Raw genomic sequence first — 18256 nt, forward strand, 5'->3', positions numbered from 1 at the left:
CATCAAAACAAAGTATTAGCGCCCGGCGCTGAAGGTATATTCATTGGCGATTGACTACCCAACGGTTATGCCTATTGGTTCTTGACCAAGCCGCGTGCTTCCGTTTGTCTGCTGTTATGGTTGAAGGGCGTCACTAACGGCGGGTAGAGGTTTCAAGGATGAGCTCGATCACGCACACCAACACGCCGCAATTGGCGGTCAGCGATTCACGGGGTCTGCCGGTACGCAGTGTGCAGTTCTATCGTGGCGCTGATGGTCAGCCTGTTGACGCGAGGGTGACGCAGCACTATTTCGACAAGGCCGGGCGACTGATCGCCAGTCGCGATCCACGTTTTTCCAGTCGTTTGAAAGATGGTGTCTGCGCGCCTGTGAACCTGATGCAAATCGTCAGCTTGTCCGGGGCTTTGCTGCTATCGAACAGTGTCGACTCAGGTTGGCGGGTGAGCCTGAACGGCGAAGCGGGGCAGTTAGTCGACAGCTGTGACGGACGTGACAACCCGCGCCAGATCGAATACGACAGGCTGTTGCGCCCTTTGGCGATCAACGAATCAGGCCGAATGACCGAACGCTTCACTTATGGCGGGCCTGCCACTGCTGAGCATAACCAGTGCAATCAACTGATTCGCCATGACGATACGGCAGGCTCGCGCTTGCTGCTGGACTATGGACTGTCGGGTAGGGCGTTGAGCGAAAAAAGGTACTTCCTGCAGTCGCCCGACAGCCCGGACTGGCCACTTGCCGAGCCTGATCGTGATGCACTGCTCGAGCCGGTCGGCCTGCAGACGCGCTGGGCTTTCAACGCGCAGGGCGAAGCGCAGGTGCAGACTGACGCCAACAGTAACGTCCAGCGTTTCAGTCACGGTGCGGATGGGCAACTGCGCGCTGTTGAACTGACCCTGGCCAATACGGAACAGCCGCAAACGCTGGTCAGTGCGATTCACTACGACGCGTTCAATCAGGTCGAGCAGGAGACCGCAGGAAATGGTGTGGCCAGTCGCTATGTGTATGATCAACAGGACGGTCGGCTGACTGAGCTCAGTGCGCTATCTGCCGACGGCTCAGTGTTGCAAAAACTGAACTACAGCTATGACCCGGCAGGTAACGTTCTACTCATCAACGATGCCTCGCAACCAGACCGGTATTGCGACAACCAGCTTATCGAGCCGATAAACCGTTACTGTTACGACACGTTGTATCAGTTGATCGAAGCCACGGGGCGGGAGGTCAGAAACGGCGCTACCCATGGTCCGGCGCTACCCGGTCTGCAACCTCTGCCGACGCTCGAACCTTGCCAGGTCAGCAACTACACACAGCGTTACAGCTACGACGCTGCGGGTAACCTGCTGCAAATGCGCCACGAAGGCGCACACAACTTCACCCGCAACATGCACGTTGCACCGGACAGCAATCGCAGCCTGCCGGACGATGACGGGGATGTGGATTTCGCTAAGAGTTTTGATGCCAATGGCAATCTGCTGCAACTGGTTCGCGGGCAGGTTATGGGCTGGGATGCGCGTAACCAGTTGCAGCACATCACCACTGTGCAGCGTAAAGACGCACCGAACGATGACGAACGCTATGTCTATGACGGCCAGGGTCAACGTTGTCGCAAGATCAGCACCGCGCAGGCATCAGGTCGCACACTGACCAATGAAGTTCGCTACCTGCCGGGACTGGAAGTTCGGACCACGGCCGATGGAGAAACTCTTCACGTCGTTACGGCTCAGGCGGGTCGCAACAGCGTGCGGGTGTTGCACTGGGAGGCTGGAAAACCGGGCGCTGTTGAGAACGATCAGGTGCGTTACAGCCTGGGTGATCATCTGGGCTCGAGCACGCTGGAGCTTGATCAGCAAGGCGGTCTGATCAGCCAGGAAAGTTATTACCCCTTTGGCGGCACGGCCTGGTGGGCGGCGCGCAGTGCAGTGGAGGCCAAGTACAAAACAGTGCGTTATTCGGGTAAAGAGCGCGATGCCAGCGGGCTTTATTATTACGGGTTCAGGTATTACGCGCCGTGGTTGCAGCGGTGGATCAATCCGGACCCGGCGGGGGCTGTGGATGGGTTGAATTTTTATGCAATGGTTGGGAATAGTCCGTTACGAAATAAAGATATAGCAGGTTTGCAACATCGACCTTATCAGGGCTTTCAAGACGCTTACGAGCAGCAGGCCAGTTCAAGTGGCCTCACCCTCATCGCTCGAGGCAGAGAAAATATAAAACTGTTGAAGAAGCCTCCGACAGATAAGCTGGGTCATGCCCTTGAGGTTGTTGAAGTGGCCTATAAGGAGAGTCAACGTGTTTTTAATAGCGGAGATTTAACCGAAACGCAAAAAGTCGTCGTCTGGAATGTCATGGGGTATACATCATTGGCACAAATGCCCGAAATGGCCAGTCAGTACGCGAGTTTGAACGACGTGGTGCAGGATTATACGGCAGGGCACGGGTTTAATCAGTTTGCCGTCTTTGGCAGGCAGCCAGGTAATCAGGGTCTTACCTTTTCAAACGACCCACACAAAAGAATATTTTTAGGGCGTGAGGTATTGGATTTTCATGTGCTGGGAACCGCGCTGGTAATGGGCCATGAAATTTCCCATACCACGCAGAGGCGTTCGAAGGATTACATTTATATGAATGCGAGCGTCAATCGGGATGAAGGTGTTGAGCAGCTAACATCCGGTGACGTGGATGAGCATTTGCAGAGCATGTTAGAGTCGGCAAGTCATGTTACAGCAGGGCAGCATGATCACGTCATATTTTCGAATATTGATAGCATGATTAGCGAAGGTAAGCTGACGACCGGTGATGTAACAGGTCTGTTTGCAACCCGTAGTCTTCAAGATATCAACGTTAACCGCTTAAAGTACCCGGGTGTCCGGGACCGCATCCTGCGTAATAATGCAGATAATATTGCGTTTTTAGGGCTTTTTCTCGGAAGAGAGCAGGTTGTTTCAAAAATGAAGGCGCGAGGCTATGTTAAGTAGATGCAGGATGCTGTGGTCGCGCGAAGGTGTCTGGTCTGTACTTGAAGTATGAGCTTGATTTTTCGTGCTGCACGTCCGTGCACTGATCCTGTCAGGCAGGAATAGTGTTCTTATCAAACTTTCATGGATGAAGGTCATGAGTTCGATTGTGCACAGCAATACGCCGATACTGGTGGTCATTGAACCACGTGCGCTGGCCGTGCGTAGCGTGCAGTTCTGTCGAACTGTGGCCGGGCAGGCTCTTTCCGCGCGGGTGACCCATCAGCGCTATGACTGGGCAGGGCGTCCGGTTGTCGGTCGTGATCCGCGTCTGTTCAGTCGCTCGGAAACCGAAGCGCAGACCCCGGCAAATCGGCTGGTCAGGTTCAGTCTGTCCGGAGCGGCCTTGCTGAGCGAAAGCGTCGACTCGGGTTGGCGACTGAACCTGATGGGCGAGGCAGGGCAGTTGCTTGAAAGCCGGGACGGGCGAGGCACTCAGCGCTTGATGGAATACGACAGTTCGCTGCGTTCTGTCTCTGTGACAGAGCAGGGGCTTGTCGTCGAACGCCTGGCCTATGGTGGCGCCGACGCCGTTGAGCATAACCAGTGCAATCAACTGATTCGCCATGACGATACGGCAGGCTCGCGTTTGCTGCATGATTACGGCCTGCTTGGCGCTGCGCTGTGTGAGAAACGGCATTTTTTGCAAGCGCCTGAAAGTCCGGACTGGCCGCTGGCCGAAGCAGAGCGAGATGCGCTGCTTGAGCTTGTCGGGCTGCAAACCCGCTGGGGTTTCAATGCGCTGGGCGAAGTGCTCGTGCAGACCGATGCCATGGGCAACACGCAGGCCTTTGGCATGACCGTCGCTGGGCAGTTGAAAGCTGCTGAACTGACATTGGCCGGTGCCGCACAGTCGCAGACGCTGGTCAGTGAAATACGTTACAACGCGCTTGACCAAGTCGAGCAGGAAACGGCGGGCAATGGTGTTGTCAGTCATTTCCAATATAATCCGCAGGACAGTCGGCTCGCTGCGCTCAACGCGATGGCGGCGGATGGCGCGCTGTTGCAAAAGCTGATTTACAGCTATGACCCGGTCGGTAATGTTCTGGTGGTCAACGATGCGTCCCAGCCAGACCGCTATTGTGACAACCAGCTTATCGAACCGATCAGTCGCTTCGAGTACGACACGCTGTATCAACTGATCGAAGCCAGCGGCCGTGAAGTCAGAAACGGTGCCAGCCATGGCCCGGCGTTGCCGGGCCTGCAATCTCTGCCGACGGATGATCCGTGTCAGGTCAGCAACTACACACAGCGTTACAGCTACGACGCTGCGGGTAACCTGCTGCAAATGCGCCACGAAGGCGCGCACAACTTCACCCGCAACATGCACGTTGATCCCGACAGCAATCGCAGCCTGCCCGACGCTGAAGGAGAAGTGGATTTCGCTACGAGTTTTGATGCCAACGGCAACATGCTGAAACTGGTTCGCGGGCAGGTTATGGGCTGGGATGCGCGTAATCAGTTGCAGCACATCACCACTGTGCAACGTGAAGACGGGTCGACCGATGAGGAACGCTATGTCTATGACGGCCAGGGTCAACGTTGTCGCAAGATCAGTACTGCTCAGGCATCAGGTCGCACACTGATCAATGAAGTGCGCTACCTGCCGGGGCTGGAAATTCGTACTACGGCCGATGGCGAAATCCTTCATGTCGTTACGGCTCAGGCGGGTCGCAACAGTGTGCGGGTGTTGCACTGGGAAGCTGGAAAACCAAGCGCTATTGCGAACGATCAGGTGCGTTACAGCCTGGGTGATCATCTGGGCTCAAGCACGCTGGAGCTTGATCAGCAAGGCGGTCTGATCAGCCAGGAAAGTTATTACCCTTTTGGCGGCACGGCCTGGTGGGCGGCGCGTAGTGCAGTGGAGGCCAAGTACAAAACAGTTAGGTACTCGGGTAAAGAGCGTGACACCAGTGGGCTTTATTATTACGGGCTCAGGTATTACGCGCCTTGGTTGCAAAGGTGGATCAATCCGGACCCGGCGGGGGATGTGGATGGGTTGAATCTGTACAGGATGGTCAGAAATAATCCGCTTGTTTACGTTGATGCGAAGGGCCAGCAACCTGAACCTGTTCCAAAAACTATTCACCAGATCTGGATAGGTGAAAACCGGGATGCCTTGAAGGCTCAGGTCAGCAATATCAACAGAACCGTTGAAATGGCGTGGGGGTATAAAGTGAAGTTGCATCTGGAAACGAGCAGGCCGGATATTTACTCTGAAATCGAAAAAGATTTGAAATCGGAAGTGGTCCCGCTCGCTGGGTCCGATTTTTTCCAGCGGTTCAAGGAGCAGCCGCTTTACGTGGCTTATGAAGATTTCCGAAAAAACAATCAGAATTACGCATTCGCGGTAGACGTTTTACGGATGCATACCGTTCATGAGTTGGGCGGAATTTATTCAGACGTTGATGATGTTTATACCGGCGCAGATACCGAGGATATGACGCCGTTGGGAGATCAATCACTGCTTGCTGAGCAGAACGAAGTTCTAACACTGAACCCGGTTCATGTGCCTTGGGAATCTGAATATTCGGTTGACAGTTTCATGGTTAATAATAGCTCGTTTGCCGCTCATGCCGGTGCTGGCGTATTACACGATATGATGGACGAAGGTGTCAAACGGTATAACAGTGCTTTAAACAGCGGGCTCTATCCAGATCCTATGGGGCTGTCGGGGATCGGCTTTAATTTAATTTGGAACGATGATGCAGACGCAAGGGTGCGAGTATTGTCAAACATCGTAGGCCCTGGTCTGTTTACAGACGTAATAGGCCGATCTGATCAAGAGTACGGAGACTTACTGGATCATTTTAGAGCTTACGTTTTTGACGACGCCCCTTTTACAGCTGACGAACAAATGATGAGGAAAATGCCGTTGAACGCCTATATACGGAGCGGCGCGGCGCAAACCTGGCGCTGACCATAAACCGATAAAACCCGCCTCAATGAGACGGGTTTTATCCAGTATTTACTGCACTTCCACCGCCAGACTGTCGCTGATCTTCTTCTGCCAGATCTGCGGGCCGGTTATGTGAACGGATTCGCCGGTGCTGTCTACCGCAACGGTCACCGGCATGTCCTTGACCTCGAACTCGTAGATCGCTTCCATGCCCAGCTCGGCGAAGGCCACGACGCGGGATTTCTTGATCGCCTGAGCCACCAGATAGGCAGCACCACCAACGGCCATCAGGTACACGGCCTTGTGGTCACGGATCGCTTCGATGGCGGTCGGGCCGCGTTCGGATTTGCCGATCATGCCCAGCAAACCGGTCTGATCGAGGATCTGCCGGGTGAACTTGTCCATCCGGGTGGCCGTGGTCGGGCCGGCCGGGCCGACGACTTCTTCGCGTACCGGATCAACCGGGCCGACGTAGTAGATGAAGCGCCCCTTGAGGTCTACCGGCAGGGTTTCACCCCTGTTGAGCATTTCGACCATGCGCTTGTGCGCTGCATCGCGGCCGGTGAGCATCTTGCCATTGAGCAAAACGGTTTCGCCCGGTTTCCAGCTTTGTACTTCTTCCGGGGTCAGGGTATCGAGGTTGACGCGGCGGGCCGATGGGCCGGCTTCCCAGACGATTTCCGGGTAGGCGTCCAGCGATGGAGCCTCCAGCGAGGCAGGGCCGCTGCCGTCGAGCACGAAGTGCGCGTGGCGGGTGGCGGCGCAGTTGGGGATCATGCACACCGGCAGCGACGCGGCGTGGGTCGGGTAATCCATGATCTTGACGTCGAGCACGGTGGTCAGGCCGCCCAGGCCCTGAGCGCCAATGCCCAGCTGGTTGACCTTCTCGAACAGCTCCAGACGCATCTCTTCGATACGATTCTGCGGGCCGCGGGCTTTCAGTTCGTGAATGTCGATGGACTCCATCAACACTTCCTTGGCCATGACCGCGGCCTTTTCTGCGGTGCCGCCGATGCCGATGCCGAGCATGCCCGGCGGACACCAGCCTGCGCCCATGGTCGGAACGGTTTTCAGAACCCAGTCGACGATCGAGTCGGACGGGTTGAGCATTGCCATCTTCGATTTGTTTTCCGAACCGCCGCCTTTTGCCGCGACGTCCACTTCCACGGTGTTACCCGGGACGATGGAGTAGTGAATGACGGCCGGGGTATTGTCCTTGGTGTTTTTGCGAGCGCCTGCCGGATCGGCAAGGATCGAGGCACGCAGCACGTTTTCAGGCAGGTTGTACGCGCGGCGCACGCCTTCGTTGATCATGTCGTCCAGGCCCATGGTGGCGCCGTCCCAGCGAACGTCCATCCCCACGCGCACGAAAACCGTGACGATGCCGGTGTCCTGGCAGATCGGGCGATGACCGGTCGCGCACATGCGCGAGTTGATCAGGATCTGGGCGATGGAGTCACGAGCGGCAGGCGACTCTTCACGCAGATACGCCTCGTGCATGGCCTGGATGAAGTCTACGGGGTGGTAATAGGAAATGAACTGCAGTGCGTCTGCAACGCTCTGAATCAGGTCGTCTTGCTTGATCACGGTCATGCGGCGCGCTCCTCTGTAAGGACGGGAACATTCAATTACGCTATCGGCGGCAGTCTGGAACTGCGGCTTGAACCAGAGCTGTCAGGTTGGCCATAGCGGGCGCAAAAAGGCGCGGCAGTATAACCCGCCCGACAGGCCAGTCTGTACAATCGCCGTTATTTTCTGCACAGGCCGTTTTGATGCCTCAATTGCATGTGGGTGAGCTTAGCTGGTCGGTGGCATCGGCCAGCAATCTGCTCGACGCCCTGAACCATGCCGGTATTCCGGTCCCTTATAGCTGTCGTGCCGGCAGTTGCCATGCGTGTCTGGTGCGCGTCGTAAAGGGCGAGCCTGAAGACGCTTTGCCCGACGCGCTGCCTGTCGAAAAACGCCAGCAGGGTTGGCGGCTTGCCTGTCAGTGCCGAGTGACGGCGGATCTGGCTGTCGAGGTGTTTGACCCACAGCGTGATGGCCTGCCTGCCACGGTGGCAGGCTGCGACTGGCTCTCTGCATCGGTGCTGCGTTTGCGCCTGGAGCCAGCGAGACCGCTGCGCTACAGCGCCGGGCAGCACCAGGTGTTGTGGACCGAGAGCGGTGTTGCGCGGCCTTACTCGCTGGCGAGCCTTCCCGGTGAGGATGCATTTCTGGAGTTTCACATTGACTGCCTGCAGCACGGGGCCTTCCGTGACGTCGCCCGCCAGTTGCAGGTCGGTGACGCCCTGAGGCTCGGCGAGTTGCGTGGCGGGGCGCTGCGTTACGACCCTGATTGGCAGGAAAAACCCTTGTTGCTGCTGGCCGCCGGCACCGGGCTCGGGCCCTTGTGGGGTGTACTGCGCGAGGCGCTGCGCCAGGACCATCAGGGCGCGATACGCGTGATTCATCTGGCCCGCGGCAGCCACGAGCACTACCTGGCCGATGAACTGCACGCCTTGGCTGAACGTCATCCCCTGCTGCATGTAGAGCTGGTTACCCCGCAGACGCTACAGGCAATCCTGGTTGAACTGCGCCTGTTGTCGCGGCACGCGATGGCGCTGGTGTGCGGCAGTGCCGACAGCGTGGAGATATTCGCCAAGCGCCTTTATCTGGCAGGTCTGCCGCGTAATCAGTTGCTGGCGGATGTGTTTGTGGCGCGGGAGTAAGAGTGACGTCAGTTACAGCTCTCGTTCTTCGGCACGATAATTACATGATTCGCAGGGCTGACCCAACGCAAAAGGCCCCGACTCTTGCGAGACGGGGCCTTGGCTTGCCGTGTGCTGCGATCAGACCAATGGGTCGCCGACGTGCAGAATCTTCATGCCATTGGTGCCGCCGATGGTGTGGTAGCTGTCGCCCTTGGTGAGGATGACCCAGTCACCTTGCTCGACCAGACCACGCTTGAGCAGTTCGTCGACTGCGGCCTGGCTGACCTGACCTGGCGGCAGGGCTGCCGGGTCGAATGGCACGGTGTAGACACCACGGAACATCGCTGCACGCGCCTGAGTACCACGGTGCGGAGAGAACGCGTAGATCGGCACCGAAGAGCGGATGCGCGACATGATCAGCGGGGTATAGCCGCTTTCGGTCAGTGCGATGATCGCCTTCACACCCGGGAAGTGGTTGGCGGTGTACATGGCCGCCAGCGCGATGCTTTCATCGCAACGGGTGAAGGAGTGACCGATACGGTGGCTGGAAGTCTTGCCGGTCGGGTGCTTTTCAGCACCGATGCAGATACGGGCCATGGCCTGAACCGCTTCGATCGGGTAGGAGCCTGCAGCACTTTCGGCCGACAGCATCACAGCGTCGGTGTAGTCGAGCACGGCGTTGGCCACGTCGGACACTTCGGCACGCGTCGGCATTGGGCTGGAGATCATCGACTCCATCATCTGCGTGGCAACGATCACTGCCTTGTTGTGGCGACGAGCGTGCAGGATGATGCGTTTCTGTACGCCGACCAGTTCGGCATCACCGATTTCAACGCCCAGGTCACCACGAGCGACCATGACCGCGTCACTGGCGCGGATCAGTTCATCCAGCACTTCGTCGTTGGCAACGGCTTCGGCGCGTTCGATCTTGGCCACCAGCCAGGCCGTACCACCGGATTCGTCGCGCAACTGGCGAGCGTATTCCATGTCGGCGGCGTCGCGCGGGAAGGAAACGGCCAGGTAGTCGAGGTCCATCTCGGCAGCGAGCTTGATGTCCTGCTTGTCTTTTTCGGTCAGTGCCGGCGCCGTCAGGCCACCACCACGACGGTTGATGCCTTTGTGGTCGGACAGCGGGCCGCCGATCAGCACGGTGCAGTGCAGTTCGTTAGCGGTCTGGGTGTCGACGCGCATGACCACGCGACCATCGTCGAGCAGCAACTCGTCGCCTACGCCGCAATCCTTGACCAGATCCGGGTAGTCGATACCCACGATCTGTTGGTTGCCACTGGTCAGCGGATGAGCGGTGGAGAAGGTGAACTTGTCACCGACCTTCAGCTCTATTCGCTTGTCGGTGAACTTTGCGATACGGATCTTCGGACCCTGCAGGTCGCCCAGCAGAGCGACGAAGCGCCCGTGTCTGGCGGCGATTTCGCGGATCAGCCTGGCGCGAGCCTTGTGCTCGTCCGGAGTACCGTGGGAGAAGTTCAGACGAGCAACGTCCAGACCCGAAAGGATCAGTTGTTCGATGACTTCCGGCGAATTGCTTGCAGGGCCAAGTGTGGCGACGATTTTGGTGCGGCGAACGGTCATGCACAAACTCCTTAATTGAAGCGCAGCGAGAGGCTACTCCTGTCTGGGTCTTTAGTCATTGTTCCTTTGCACTACCGTGTCAGGGGCGGGGAGGGCAATCGGCTGACAACCGGCGCTCTATTGGCCTGAAGAAACAGGCTGTGACGCCGATACAGGGCAGAGAACAGGAGAGTCCCATGCGTATTGTAACGATTGTTGTATTACTGACTGCGCTCAGCGGTTGCACCCGCTGGGCGATGAATTCCAACCTTGATCACGCTTACCGTGCCTATCAGGAAGGTGACTGTGATCGGGTGATGCTCGATCTCTCCAAGGTCGAACGCCAGAGCCGCTCGCGCCGTTATGTCCAGCCGGAAGTGTCGATGTTGCGCGGCCAGTGCCTGGAACGGCAGAAATTGTATGTCGATGCGGCACAGACCTATCAATTCCTGATGGCGCAGTATCCAGAAAGTGAATACGCCTTCCGTGCACGCGCCAGACTCGACACGCTGGCACAAACAGGTCTTTACCCCAGGGCTCAACCTGCCAGACCCATACCTGTACCTGTTCGAAACGCTCCTGTATCGAAATAATTACCCTCGTTTGAATGGAAGGTGCTGTGTTCGGGTGGATTTCGAATAATTGTGAGCTAGGCTGAGGTCACAAAGCGGACGAGCTGCAGGGCTCCGGGTCGAGACTGTTTCCTGGATAGCCTCTGTCGTGCAGCGCATTAGAAGTCCGCAACGAACACACGGTGCCGCGTGGTCGCAGCATCGGTCTCGGAAGGCAGCCTGCCATGTATAAAGAGCGGAAAATCGAACGTCATCAACTGCAGGATTATTTGCAGGTTTTCAATCGTCATACCGGCAAGCTGGTGGGGTGTCTGGGGAATGTGTCCGGTGAGGGGCTGATGCTTATCAGCAGTCTGCCGGTGCTGGTGGGCGCGAGATTCGATCTGTGCCTGAAACTACCGAATGGCAACGTCGGACAGCCCATCGATGTGAGCGCCAGGTGCCTCTGGTGTCACGAAGACGAGACACCAGGCAGCTATGACTCCGGTTTTGAATTGTGTCAGGTCTCGACAGAGTATCTGGAGTTCGTGCAGCTGTTGCGACAGTACTTCTGTTTTTACCCCTCCTACGAAGCCTCTGCCTGAGGCTGCTGCCTGACGGGCAGGGCGTCGTTCATAACGTACCTGCCTTTTTCCAGCTCATGTAACGGTTGACCAGCTGTGGGCCCAGTTCTCCTGGCCGCGCATCCATGATCACGATGCCTTGCGCGCTCAAACGATCGTGCAGCGAAGCGCGGGCATTGAGGAAGTCGATCGTCCCGCAATAACTCAGTGCTTCATCGTAGGTGTGTACCGGCGAGTGGCGCAGGCCGTCGAGGACTTCTTCGCGCAGACTGGCGATCAGTACCCGATGCTGTTTGCCGAGCTGCCTGGCAGCGGCCAGCAGTTCCTCATCGTCTTCATCACGCAAGTTGGTCATCAACACCACCAGTGAACGTCTTTTATGACGAACCATCAGATGGCGCACGGCGGCGCTGTAGTCAGCGGGGCGCCGGGTGGTCTGCAGGTCATAGACCGTGTTGAGCACCCGATTCAGCTGCCCAGGCCCCTTCACCGGCGCCAGATAACGATCCTGCTCGCCGGCAAAGGTCGCAATACCGACAGAATCACCCTGACGCAGCGCGACATAACTCAATAGCAGGCAAGCGTTGAGGGCGTGATCGAAGTGAGACAGGTCGCCGTCCTGACTGCGCATCCGACGTCCGCAATCGAGCATGAAAACGATTTGCTGATCCCGCTCGTCCTGGTATTCCCGTGCGATGGGCGCTCGCTGGCGGGCGGTGGCTTTCCAGTCGATCTGGCGCAGGCTGTCGCCCTCGCGAAATTCACGCAACTGGTTGAATTCCATGCCCAGCCCGCGGCGTTGTAGCTGGCGTATGCCCAGTTGGCTCAGCCAGTTATCCACCGCCATCAATTGACCGCCGCAGAGGCGGGCGAAATCCGGATAGACCCGCGTGGTGCCGGGCACTGCCAGGTAGCGTCGTGTCGTCCACAGGCGCAACGTTCCCGGCAGGCTGATTTCGCACTGCTCAAACGTAAAGTGACCCCGGCTTGACGGGCGCAGGCGATAGCCGATGCTGCCTTTACCGCGTGCGGCCAGGGTGAGGGACTGAGGCAGGTTTTCGTGTTCCAGCCCGTGCGGCACATGATCGAATAGCCGCACGATCACGGGTCTGCGATTGTCGTGCTGCACGTCGAGCCGGACTTCGTTCCAGCGGTCCAGCGTCAGACTGCCCGCCAGCTCGCGCTGCACGCGTGGCGAGGGGCTTCTGAGCAGCCAGATTGCATCAAGCACGCTCACGACGACGAGGGCCAGCAATGCCCCCCAGTAAAGGTCGTCGATTTTTGCCGGATACTCGATGCCCAGCGCATGAAACGTTCCGAGCAGCAAGGCCACGCCCATCAGTCCGCCGAGCCAGCGCAGCAGCGTTATCGACGGCTTGAGGACCTGTTTCACAGGCGCGGTGCCGAGACCTGGTCGAGGATCTGCCTGAGCACCTGATCCACCGACAGCCCTTCGATGTCCAGCTCAGGCGACAGCCTGACCCGGTGTCGCAGCACTGCCAGTGCACAGCCCTTGATATCGTCCGGGGTCACGAACTCGCCGCCACGCAACACGGCTCGGGCCCGCCCACCACGCACCAGCGCAATCGAAGCGCGAGGGCCTGCGCCCTGACTCAGACCTGGCCAGGTGCGCGTGCTGCGTGCCAGTCGCACGGCGTAGTCCAGCACTTGCTCATCGATGGGCAGTTCGCTGGCAATGCGTTGCAGCGCCTGAACCTCGCGGGCCTGCATGATGACCCTGAGCGGTCGCACATCCAGCATGTCAGCCCGGGACGAGCGGGTGACCTGACGTACCATGTTCAGCTCTTCCTGCGCTTCGGGATAATCCATGCGCAGTTTGAGCATGAAACGATCCAGTTCAGCTTCAGGCAATGGATAGGTGCCCTCCTGTTCGATGGGGTTCTGGGTCGCCAGCACCATGAACGGCTGCGGGATCGGCAGGGCGCGCCCTTCAAGGGTGACTTGCCGCTCCTGCATCGCTTCGAGCAAAGCCGCCTGGGTCTTGGCCGGTGCCCTGTTGATTTCGTCGGCCAGCAGCAGGTTGGTGAACAGCGGCCCCTTGCGCAGCTTGAACTGCTCGGTCTGCATGTCGTATACCGCATGACCGGTGACATCGCTGGGCATCAGGTCCGGCGTAAACTGGATGCGGGCGAATTCGCAGCCGATGCAACTGGCCAGCGCCCGAACCAGCAGCGTCTTGCCAAGCCCCGGAACACCTTCCAGCAACACATGTCCGCCACCGATCAGCGCGGTCAACACATCGTCGATAACCGCATTTTGTCCGATCACGGCCTTTTGCAGCTCATTGCGCAACGCCTGAGCCAGCTGGCTGGCACGCTGCCGCTGCTGCAACTGGGTGGTGGATTCGGCTGCGGGCTCGGCAAGTGACTCGGTGCTGCTGCCTGATGGGGCGGGTGTTTGATCGCTCATAGGGCATTCCTGATTGTTTGCAGGTGGGCTACCTGGCGGGTGAATTCGCTGTGTGACAGGCGTTGCGGCGGGCGAGGGCGCAGTGCGTCGCTGATGGCGCTTGTGGGCTGACGGGTCAGGCGTGCAAGCACTTGCCATTGTTCGGCAACGACCAGCCGCTCGAAACCGGGATGCAGCTGGCGGGCGCGACGCAGGATGTCCTGTTGCAGGCGTTTGATCAGCGTCTGCTGCCCGGTGTGTTTGCGCAGGAACTCGGCACTGGCGCGCAGGTGTTCGGTCAGTTGGCGGCGTGCAAGTGGTGCGGGCCTGCGCAACGGGCCCTCGCGCAGACCGATGTGCCACAGACCCAGGCCGATCAGCAGTGCCAGCGTCAGCAGCGCCTGAGGATAGTTGCGCAGCAACAGGCTCAGCAGGTTGTCGTGTTCGGTTTGCAGCACCAGGGTCACTTGGCTGTCCTGCGTCAGATACCAGAGCAGCCAGGCATTGTCATAGTGGCCGATCGAGCGGGTTTTCCACAGGTTGGCGTCCGTGATAACCGTGATCAGCCCAGTGCCCCGGCTTATCTGCAGCAGGTGCGTGGCATCGGCGCTGTTGGCCCAGGATTGAGCGTGATCTTCCGGGTCTTCGAGGTGAAACGCCGGATCGAAACTCATGTAGGCCGGGGCGCTCTCGTTTTCCAGGTACAGGCGGGTCAGCTCTGGCCAGGGCATTTTCTTGTGCTTGGGGGCGGGCGTCATCAGCGGGATGGGCAGTGGCGGCTGAGCGTCGGTCAGTTGCTGTTCCTTGGCATTGATGTCTTTGGTGAGGTACTGATGAATCTGCAGACTGTCCAGCAGCAAGTCACCGCTGCGGCCTTTTTGTTCGTCCCAGAGTTGTTCGGCGACAAACAGCAGGTGCCCGCCTGCTTCGGCCCAGTCCAGCAGTTTTTGAGTTTGCGTCGGCGTCATGTCTTCCCGGTCATCGAGTAGCAGCAGGGTCTGGGTGCTCTGACTCGGGTCGGGAAGCTGGGCCAGCGTATCGACGGTATTCACTGTGACAGAGAGGCCACGCAGAAAATGTTCGGCCGCCAGCCAGGGATTGGCCTTGGCCTGTGGCGAGGGGCCCTGATCGACCGTTTTCTCGTAGCGCTCGAGCTGAGTGCTCAGAAACAGCGCGCCACCTGCCAGCAGCAACAGGACCAGCAGCCCGATCAGCAGTCCGGTACGGCGGCTCATGGCTGCGGTGCCTGGTTGAACAGGCGACGCCAGCCATCGCAGAGTTCCTGTCGGGCATGCGCCGGTGGCAGGCGATGCCCGTAGGCGAGGTTTTGCCAGTGTGCGGTCAGCGCGCGGCTGAATTCACTCAGCAGCGGCTGGTTGAGCGCGGCGATACGTTCGAGTACCTGACTTTCGGTATCAGCATTTCTCAAGGGCAATCGATAGTCGCTCAGCAAGCGGCTGAGCAAAGCGCGGTACAGCAGACCCAGCGCTTCGCGAGGCTGGCTGTTCCAGAGCTGCTCGGCCCGGCCGGCAATGTCATCGGGCAGGCTTTCGGCATTCACTTGCAGACCAAAGAGCTGCTCGGGTGCCGGGCGGGTGGTTTTGGCCTTGTCGGTCTTCCGGCCAACGAAGGTCCTGAACCAGTCCCGGTAACGAAAGATCACCAGCCCCACAAGCCCGATGACCACGCCCCACAGCAGTACTTCAATCAGGCTGGCCAGGGCGCTCGCTGCGCGCAGAAGCCGGTTGAGCCAGGTCATCAGCCAGCTCTGATCACGCGTGTCCCGCGCCGCAGACTGGCCTTTCTGTTTTTCAGGAAAGCGCCAGCCCGTTTCGGTCCGGGGGTTGCGGAAGGGCGGCTGTTGCAGAACGTTGTGGATCTGGCTGCGTGCCGCTTCGCTGGTCAGGGGCTGGCGGGTCAGGCGCGGCGTGTCGGGCGCCGCCACGGACGGAGCGGATTGCGCAGGGGCGGATTCCGGCAATGGGCAGCTGTAGCTTGGCTGATCGGCCCAGACCGGTTCTGGCGCTGCCGAAAGCAGCAGCCCGACGCCCATTAACACGGCATAGGCCGTACCGATCAGGCGCTGCCGCAGGCGCCGGAAGATCAGTTCTATGTCCCAGGCTTCAAGAACCGTGCGGCGATTCAAGTACAGCGTGAAGCCGCAGGCGACATACACAGGCTCCCAAAGTATCAGCGCCAGGGCATAGAAGAGGTTGGTCAGATGGTCGATCCACAGCCATTGGTTTTCGACGTCGAGCAGACTCATCCAGTGCCAGTCGATCTGGATTTGCTGCGGTATCAGGGCGTAGAGCAGGACCAGCAGGCCTATCCACAGTGCGTATTCCAGGTGTGCGCCAACGATGGTGAGCAACTGTGCGGCGCGCAGGTCTTTCTGGCTGAGAAGGCCGATGCGCAGGGCGCGTTCGGTACCTGCCAGATGCTCCAGTTGCTGCACCGGCAGCTGGAAACTGCGACTCAGGGAAAGACGTCGCCACAAGAGGCTGGGCAGCAGTTGCTCCTTCAGGGTCGCCGGCCAGGCCTTGAGGGCCTGTCGCAGTGTCGGCGTGGCACCGAACAGTGACTGCGAAAGGATCAGCAGCGGCAACCGCTCGAACGCAGGTTTGAGCCACCAGAACAGCAGGATGGCGGCCGTGGGGTAATCCCAGAACAGTGCACTGAGGACACAGAAAAGGGGCAGGGTGACGATTGCCCAACTGCTCATCAGCACACCGCGGTGCCGCCCGGCGAGCAGCACGCCCAGGTCGATGGCCTCCCACGGCGAGCGAGGGCGTATGGCAACAGTCGACTCAGTCAGGCGCATGAGGTGTAAGTCCCGCCAGAGTCAGATACGCGGCCACCAGCAACCACAGGACGGCACCAGTCAGGTACTTGAGAAGCGGCCCGGGCCAGGTCATCGATGACCAGTACGCCTCGATGAAGGCTGCGATCAGCAGAAACAGGATCACCCCGCCGACCAGCTGCATGCTGGCCCGCGCGGCGATGCGCAGTGCGGCACTGCGCGTCAGTCTTCCCGGAGCCAGCAAGGCCCAGCCCAGTTTGAGGCCCGCCGCCCCGGCGAGGGCGATGGCCGTCAGCTCGAAGGCGCCGTGACCGATGACGAAGGGCCAGAAGGTCTGCCCGTAACCGATGTCTGTCAGGTGCCCGGCGATTGCGCCGGTCATCAGCCCATTGAAGAGCAGGAAGAACAGACTGCCCAGCCCGAACAGCAAGCCGCTTGCATAGGTTTGGAAAGCGATGCCTATGTTGTTCATGATGTAGTAGCCGAACATCATCCAGTCCGTATCGGAACCCCGTTCGACGGGCTGACCGACCCGGCTGGCCGACGGGTCATACATGCTCTGCATGTCTGCCAGTTGTTCGGGGCTGACGACGCTGTAGATCAGTTGTGGAAAACCATACACCAGCAACGCCATGCCGATCAGGCTGGCGAACAGCAGCAGGCTGGCAACCAGTACAAAGCGCCACTCAGTCCGTACGCGTCGCGGAAAGTCGCCCAGAACGAAGCTCAGCAATCGCACCCCGGCAGTGCTGCGGTGGCGGTAAAGTTGCTGATGACCGCGCATGGCCAACTGATGCAAGGGGTCGACCAAATGGCTGCTGTAGCCACGCTCCTGTGCCAGCGCCAAGTGGTGGCAGAGGCGCCGATAATCGACGGGAAAGTTCGCGCCGCCGCCGAGATCGCCCTTGCCCTGTTCAAGGGCCGTCAGGCGCTGCTCGAAGCGTTGCCACTCCTGCTGATGGCGGGTTTCAAACAGGCTCTGCTTCATGTCGGCCCCAGCAGGTTGCGGGCGATGCCGTTTACATGAGCGACCGCCGTGTCGGCGGGGATACGCAAGGGTTCGGCGAGGATGGCTGCGAGTTCCTGGGTTCGCGCGCTGGAAAGTTCAGCCTGCCGCTCCGCCAGGCCGAGCAGCGCGCGCTGTTCATCCAGACGCAGGGCAAAGGGCACCATGACCGGTTCGGCCTGCGGCAGGGTAGGGCGCGCCACCGGCCGGTCGCTGTAAATCACCAGCGTTCCGGCGGCAAGATCACCCAGCCGTTTGAATAGCGGATGGTTCAGACAAGTGATCGCCCCCAGCCCGTAGCCCAGCGGGAGCATGTCGACGAAGCGCAGCAGGTTGCGGATCAGCGAAGAAGACCAGTCTATGGGCGTGCCGTCGTCATGCACCACGCGCAGCCCGAGCAGGCGCTTGCCCGGTGTGCGTCCCTGGTTGAGTACTTCAAACAGCACCATGTACCACCAGTTCACCAGAAAAAACACCAGAGCGGCCAGACCCATGCCGAGCTTGTCGAACAGCTGCAGAAGTACAAAGAACACGCCGAGGAGGGCTGCGCGAATGGCGAAGTCGATGCCGAACGCCAATGCGCGGGAAACCAGCCCGGCAGGGCGCAGAAGCATATCGATGCCTTCTGGCGTCTCGATTTCAATGCGCGTGTCCAACGGCGTGGGCAGCGCTGCACTCCTTGGCGAAGCGGGGCGGGATGACATTGTCGGAAGGACGCGCCTGAAAAC

Annotated in this window: 13 protein-coding genes; 5 read left to right on the forward strand and 8 right to left on the reverse strand. The window is 59.3% G+C overall.

The window, feature by feature from the left end:
* The first annotated feature begins 158 nt into the window (after window positions 1-158).
* Window positions 159-2978 (forward strand): RHS repeat protein, encoded by a 2820-nt coding sequence (locus JOE29_RS04755; RefSeq protein WP_210078858.1) that lies wholly within the window; start codon window positions 159-161, stop codon window positions 2976-2978.
* A 136-nt stretch (window positions 2979-3114) separates the two neighbouring features.
* Entirely contained in the window at window positions 3115-5937 is a 2823-nt protein-coding gene (locus JOE29_RS04760) for an RHS repeat-associated core domain-containing protein (RefSeq protein WP_210078860.1), read from the forward strand.
* Between the two features lie 48 nt (window positions 5938-5985).
* On the opposite strand, the gene JOE29_RS04765 is transcribed toward JOE29_RS04760, so the two are convergent.
* Window positions 5986-7509 (reverse strand): fumarate hydratase, encoded by a 1524-nt coding sequence (locus JOE29_RS04765; protein ID WP_003418683.1) that lies wholly within the window; start codon window positions 7507-7509, stop codon window positions 5986-5988.
* Between the two features lie 179 nt (window positions 7510-7688).
* Here JOE29_RS04765 and JOE29_RS04770 point away from each other — a divergent pair, with 179 nt between their 5' ends.
* Window positions 7689-8627: an iron-sulfur-binding ferredoxin reductase gene (locus JOE29_RS04770; protein ID WP_210078862.1), complete on the forward strand. Its 939-nt coding sequence runs from the start codon at window positions 7689-7691 to the stop codon at window positions 8625-8627.
* A 120-nt stretch (window positions 8628-8747) separates the two neighbouring features.
* Here JOE29_RS04770 and pyk read toward each other — a convergent pair whose 3' ends face one another.
* Entirely contained in the window at window positions 8748-10199 is a 1452-nt protein-coding gene (gene pyk / locus JOE29_RS04775) for a pyruvate kinase (RefSeq protein ID WP_003345368.1), read from the reverse strand.
* 176 nt (window positions 10200-10375) lie between these two features.
* Here pyk and JOE29_RS04780 point away from each other — a divergent pair, with 176 nt between their 5' ends.
* Window positions 10376-10771 carry a lipoprotein gene (locus JOE29_RS04780; RefSeq protein WP_003345370.1) on the forward strand — a complete coding sequence of 132 codons (396 nt, stop codon included), beginning with the start codon at window positions 10376-10378 and terminating at the stop codon, window positions 10769-10771.
* 203 nt (window positions 10772-10974) lie between these two features.
* Window positions 10975-11334 (forward strand): PilZ domain-containing protein, encoded by a 360-nt coding sequence (locus JOE29_RS04785; RefSeq protein ID WP_003345371.1) that lies wholly within the window; start codon window positions 10975-10977, stop codon window positions 11332-11334.
* A gap of 28 nt (window positions 11335-11362) precedes the next feature.
* Here the strand turns inward: JOE29_RS04785 and JOE29_RS04790 are convergent, their stop codons facing one another.
* From JOE29_RS04790 to JOE29_RS04815, 6 genes are read right to left on the reverse strand one after another with little or no spacing between them, the layout of a single operon-like run.
* Window positions 11363-12706: a DUF58 domain-containing protein gene (locus JOE29_RS04790; RefSeq protein ID WP_004416314.1), complete on the reverse strand. Its 1344-nt coding sequence runs from the start codon at window positions 12704-12706 to the stop codon at window positions 11363-11365.
* Window positions 12703-13743: a MoxR family ATPase gene (locus JOE29_RS04795; RefSeq protein ID WP_003418672.1), complete on the reverse strand. Its 1041-nt coding sequence runs from the start codon at window positions 13741-13743 to the stop codon at window positions 12703-12705. The genes JOE29_RS04790 and JOE29_RS04795 overlap by 4 nt, the downstream gene beginning before the upstream one ends.
* The gene (locus tag JOE29_RS04800; RefSeq protein WP_122220110.1) at window positions 13740-14957 is read right to left on the reverse strand and encodes a DUF4350 domain-containing protein; all 1218 of its coding nucleotides are present in this window, start codon (window positions 14955-14957) and stop codon (window positions 13740-13742) included. The genes JOE29_RS04795 and JOE29_RS04800 overlap by 4 nt, the downstream gene beginning before the upstream one ends.
* Window positions 14954-16543, reverse strand: coding sequence for a DUF4129 domain-containing protein (locus JOE29_RS04805; protein ID WP_210078871.1), 1590 nt, complete (start codon window positions 16541-16543; stop codon window positions 14954-14956). Before JOE29_RS04805 ends, JOE29_RS04800 begins: the two co-directional genes overlap by 4 nt.
* A complete protein-coding gene (locus JOE29_RS04810; RefSeq protein ID WP_210078880.1) occupies window positions 16530-17510 on the reverse strand; it encodes a stage II sporulation protein M in 981 nt (326 codons plus the stop codon). The genes JOE29_RS04805 and JOE29_RS04810 overlap by 14 nt, the downstream gene beginning before the upstream one ends.
* Window positions 17507-18232, reverse strand: a complete 726-nt coding sequence (locus tag JOE29_RS04815) for an RDD family protein (RefSeq protein WP_003425180.1) — start codon at window positions 18230-18232, stop codon at window positions 17507-17509. The genes JOE29_RS04810 and JOE29_RS04815 overlap by 4 nt, the downstream gene beginning before the upstream one ends.
* Window positions 18233-18256: the final 24 nt, after the last annotated feature.

Origin of the sequence: Pseudomonas sp. PvP009 (assembly GCF_017832995.1) — a bacterium.
Lineage (GTDB): Bacteria > Pseudomonadota > Gammaproteobacteria > Pseudomonadales > Pseudomonadaceae > Aquipseudomonas > Aquipseudomonas syringae.

What these genes read in the sequence shown, in the direction of transcription:
- JOE29_RS04755 (WP_210078858.1), top strand. Translation starts at nt 159, where the DNA reads ATGAGCTCGATCACGCACACCAACACGCCGCAATTGGCGGTCAGCGAT.
- JOE29_RS04760 (WP_210078860.1), top strand. Translation starts at nt 3,115, where the DNA reads ATGAGTTCGATTGTGCACAGCAATACGCCGATACTGGTGGTCATTGAA.
- JOE29_RS04765 (WP_003418683.1), bottom strand. Translation starts at nt 7,509, where the DNA reads ATGACCGTGATCAAGCAAGACGACCTGATTCAGAGCGTTGCAGACGCA.
- JOE29_RS04770 (WP_210078862.1), top strand. Translation starts at nt 7,689, where the DNA reads ATGCCTCAATTGCATGTGGGTGAGCTTAGCTGGTCGGTGGCATCGGCC.
- pyk (WP_003345368.1), bottom strand. Translation starts at nt 10,199, where the DNA reads ATGACCGTTCGCCGCACCAAAATCGTCGCCACACTTGGCCCTGCAAGC.
- JOE29_RS04780 (WP_003345370.1), top strand. Translation starts at nt 10,376, where the DNA reads ATGCGTATTGTAACGATTGTTGTATTACTGACTGCGCTCAGCGGTTGC.
- JOE29_RS04785 (WP_003345371.1), top strand. Translation starts at nt 10,975, where the DNA reads ATGTATAAAGAGCGGAAAATCGAACGTCATCAACTGCAGGATTATTTG.
- JOE29_RS04795 (WP_003418672.1), bottom strand. Translation starts at nt 13,743, where the DNA reads ATGAGCGATCAAACACCCGCCCCATCAGGCAGCAGCACCGAGTCACTT.
- JOE29_RS04800 (WP_122220110.1), bottom strand. Translation starts at nt 14,957, where the DNA reads ATGAGCCGCCGTACCGGACTGCTGATCGGGCTGCTGGTCCTGTTGCTG.
- JOE29_RS04805 (WP_210078871.1), bottom strand. Translation starts at nt 16,543, where the DNA reads ATGCGCCTGACTGAGTCGACTGTTGCCATACGCCCTCGCTCGCCGTGG.
- JOE29_RS04810 (WP_210078880.1), bottom strand. Translation starts at nt 17,510, where the DNA reads ATGAAGCAGAGCCTGTTTGAAACCCGCCATCAGCAGGAGTGGCAACGC.
- JOE29_RS04815 (WP_003425180.1), bottom strand. Translation starts at nt 18,232, where the DNA reads ATGTCATCCCGCCCCGCTTCGCCAAGGAGTGCAGCGCTGCCCACGCCG.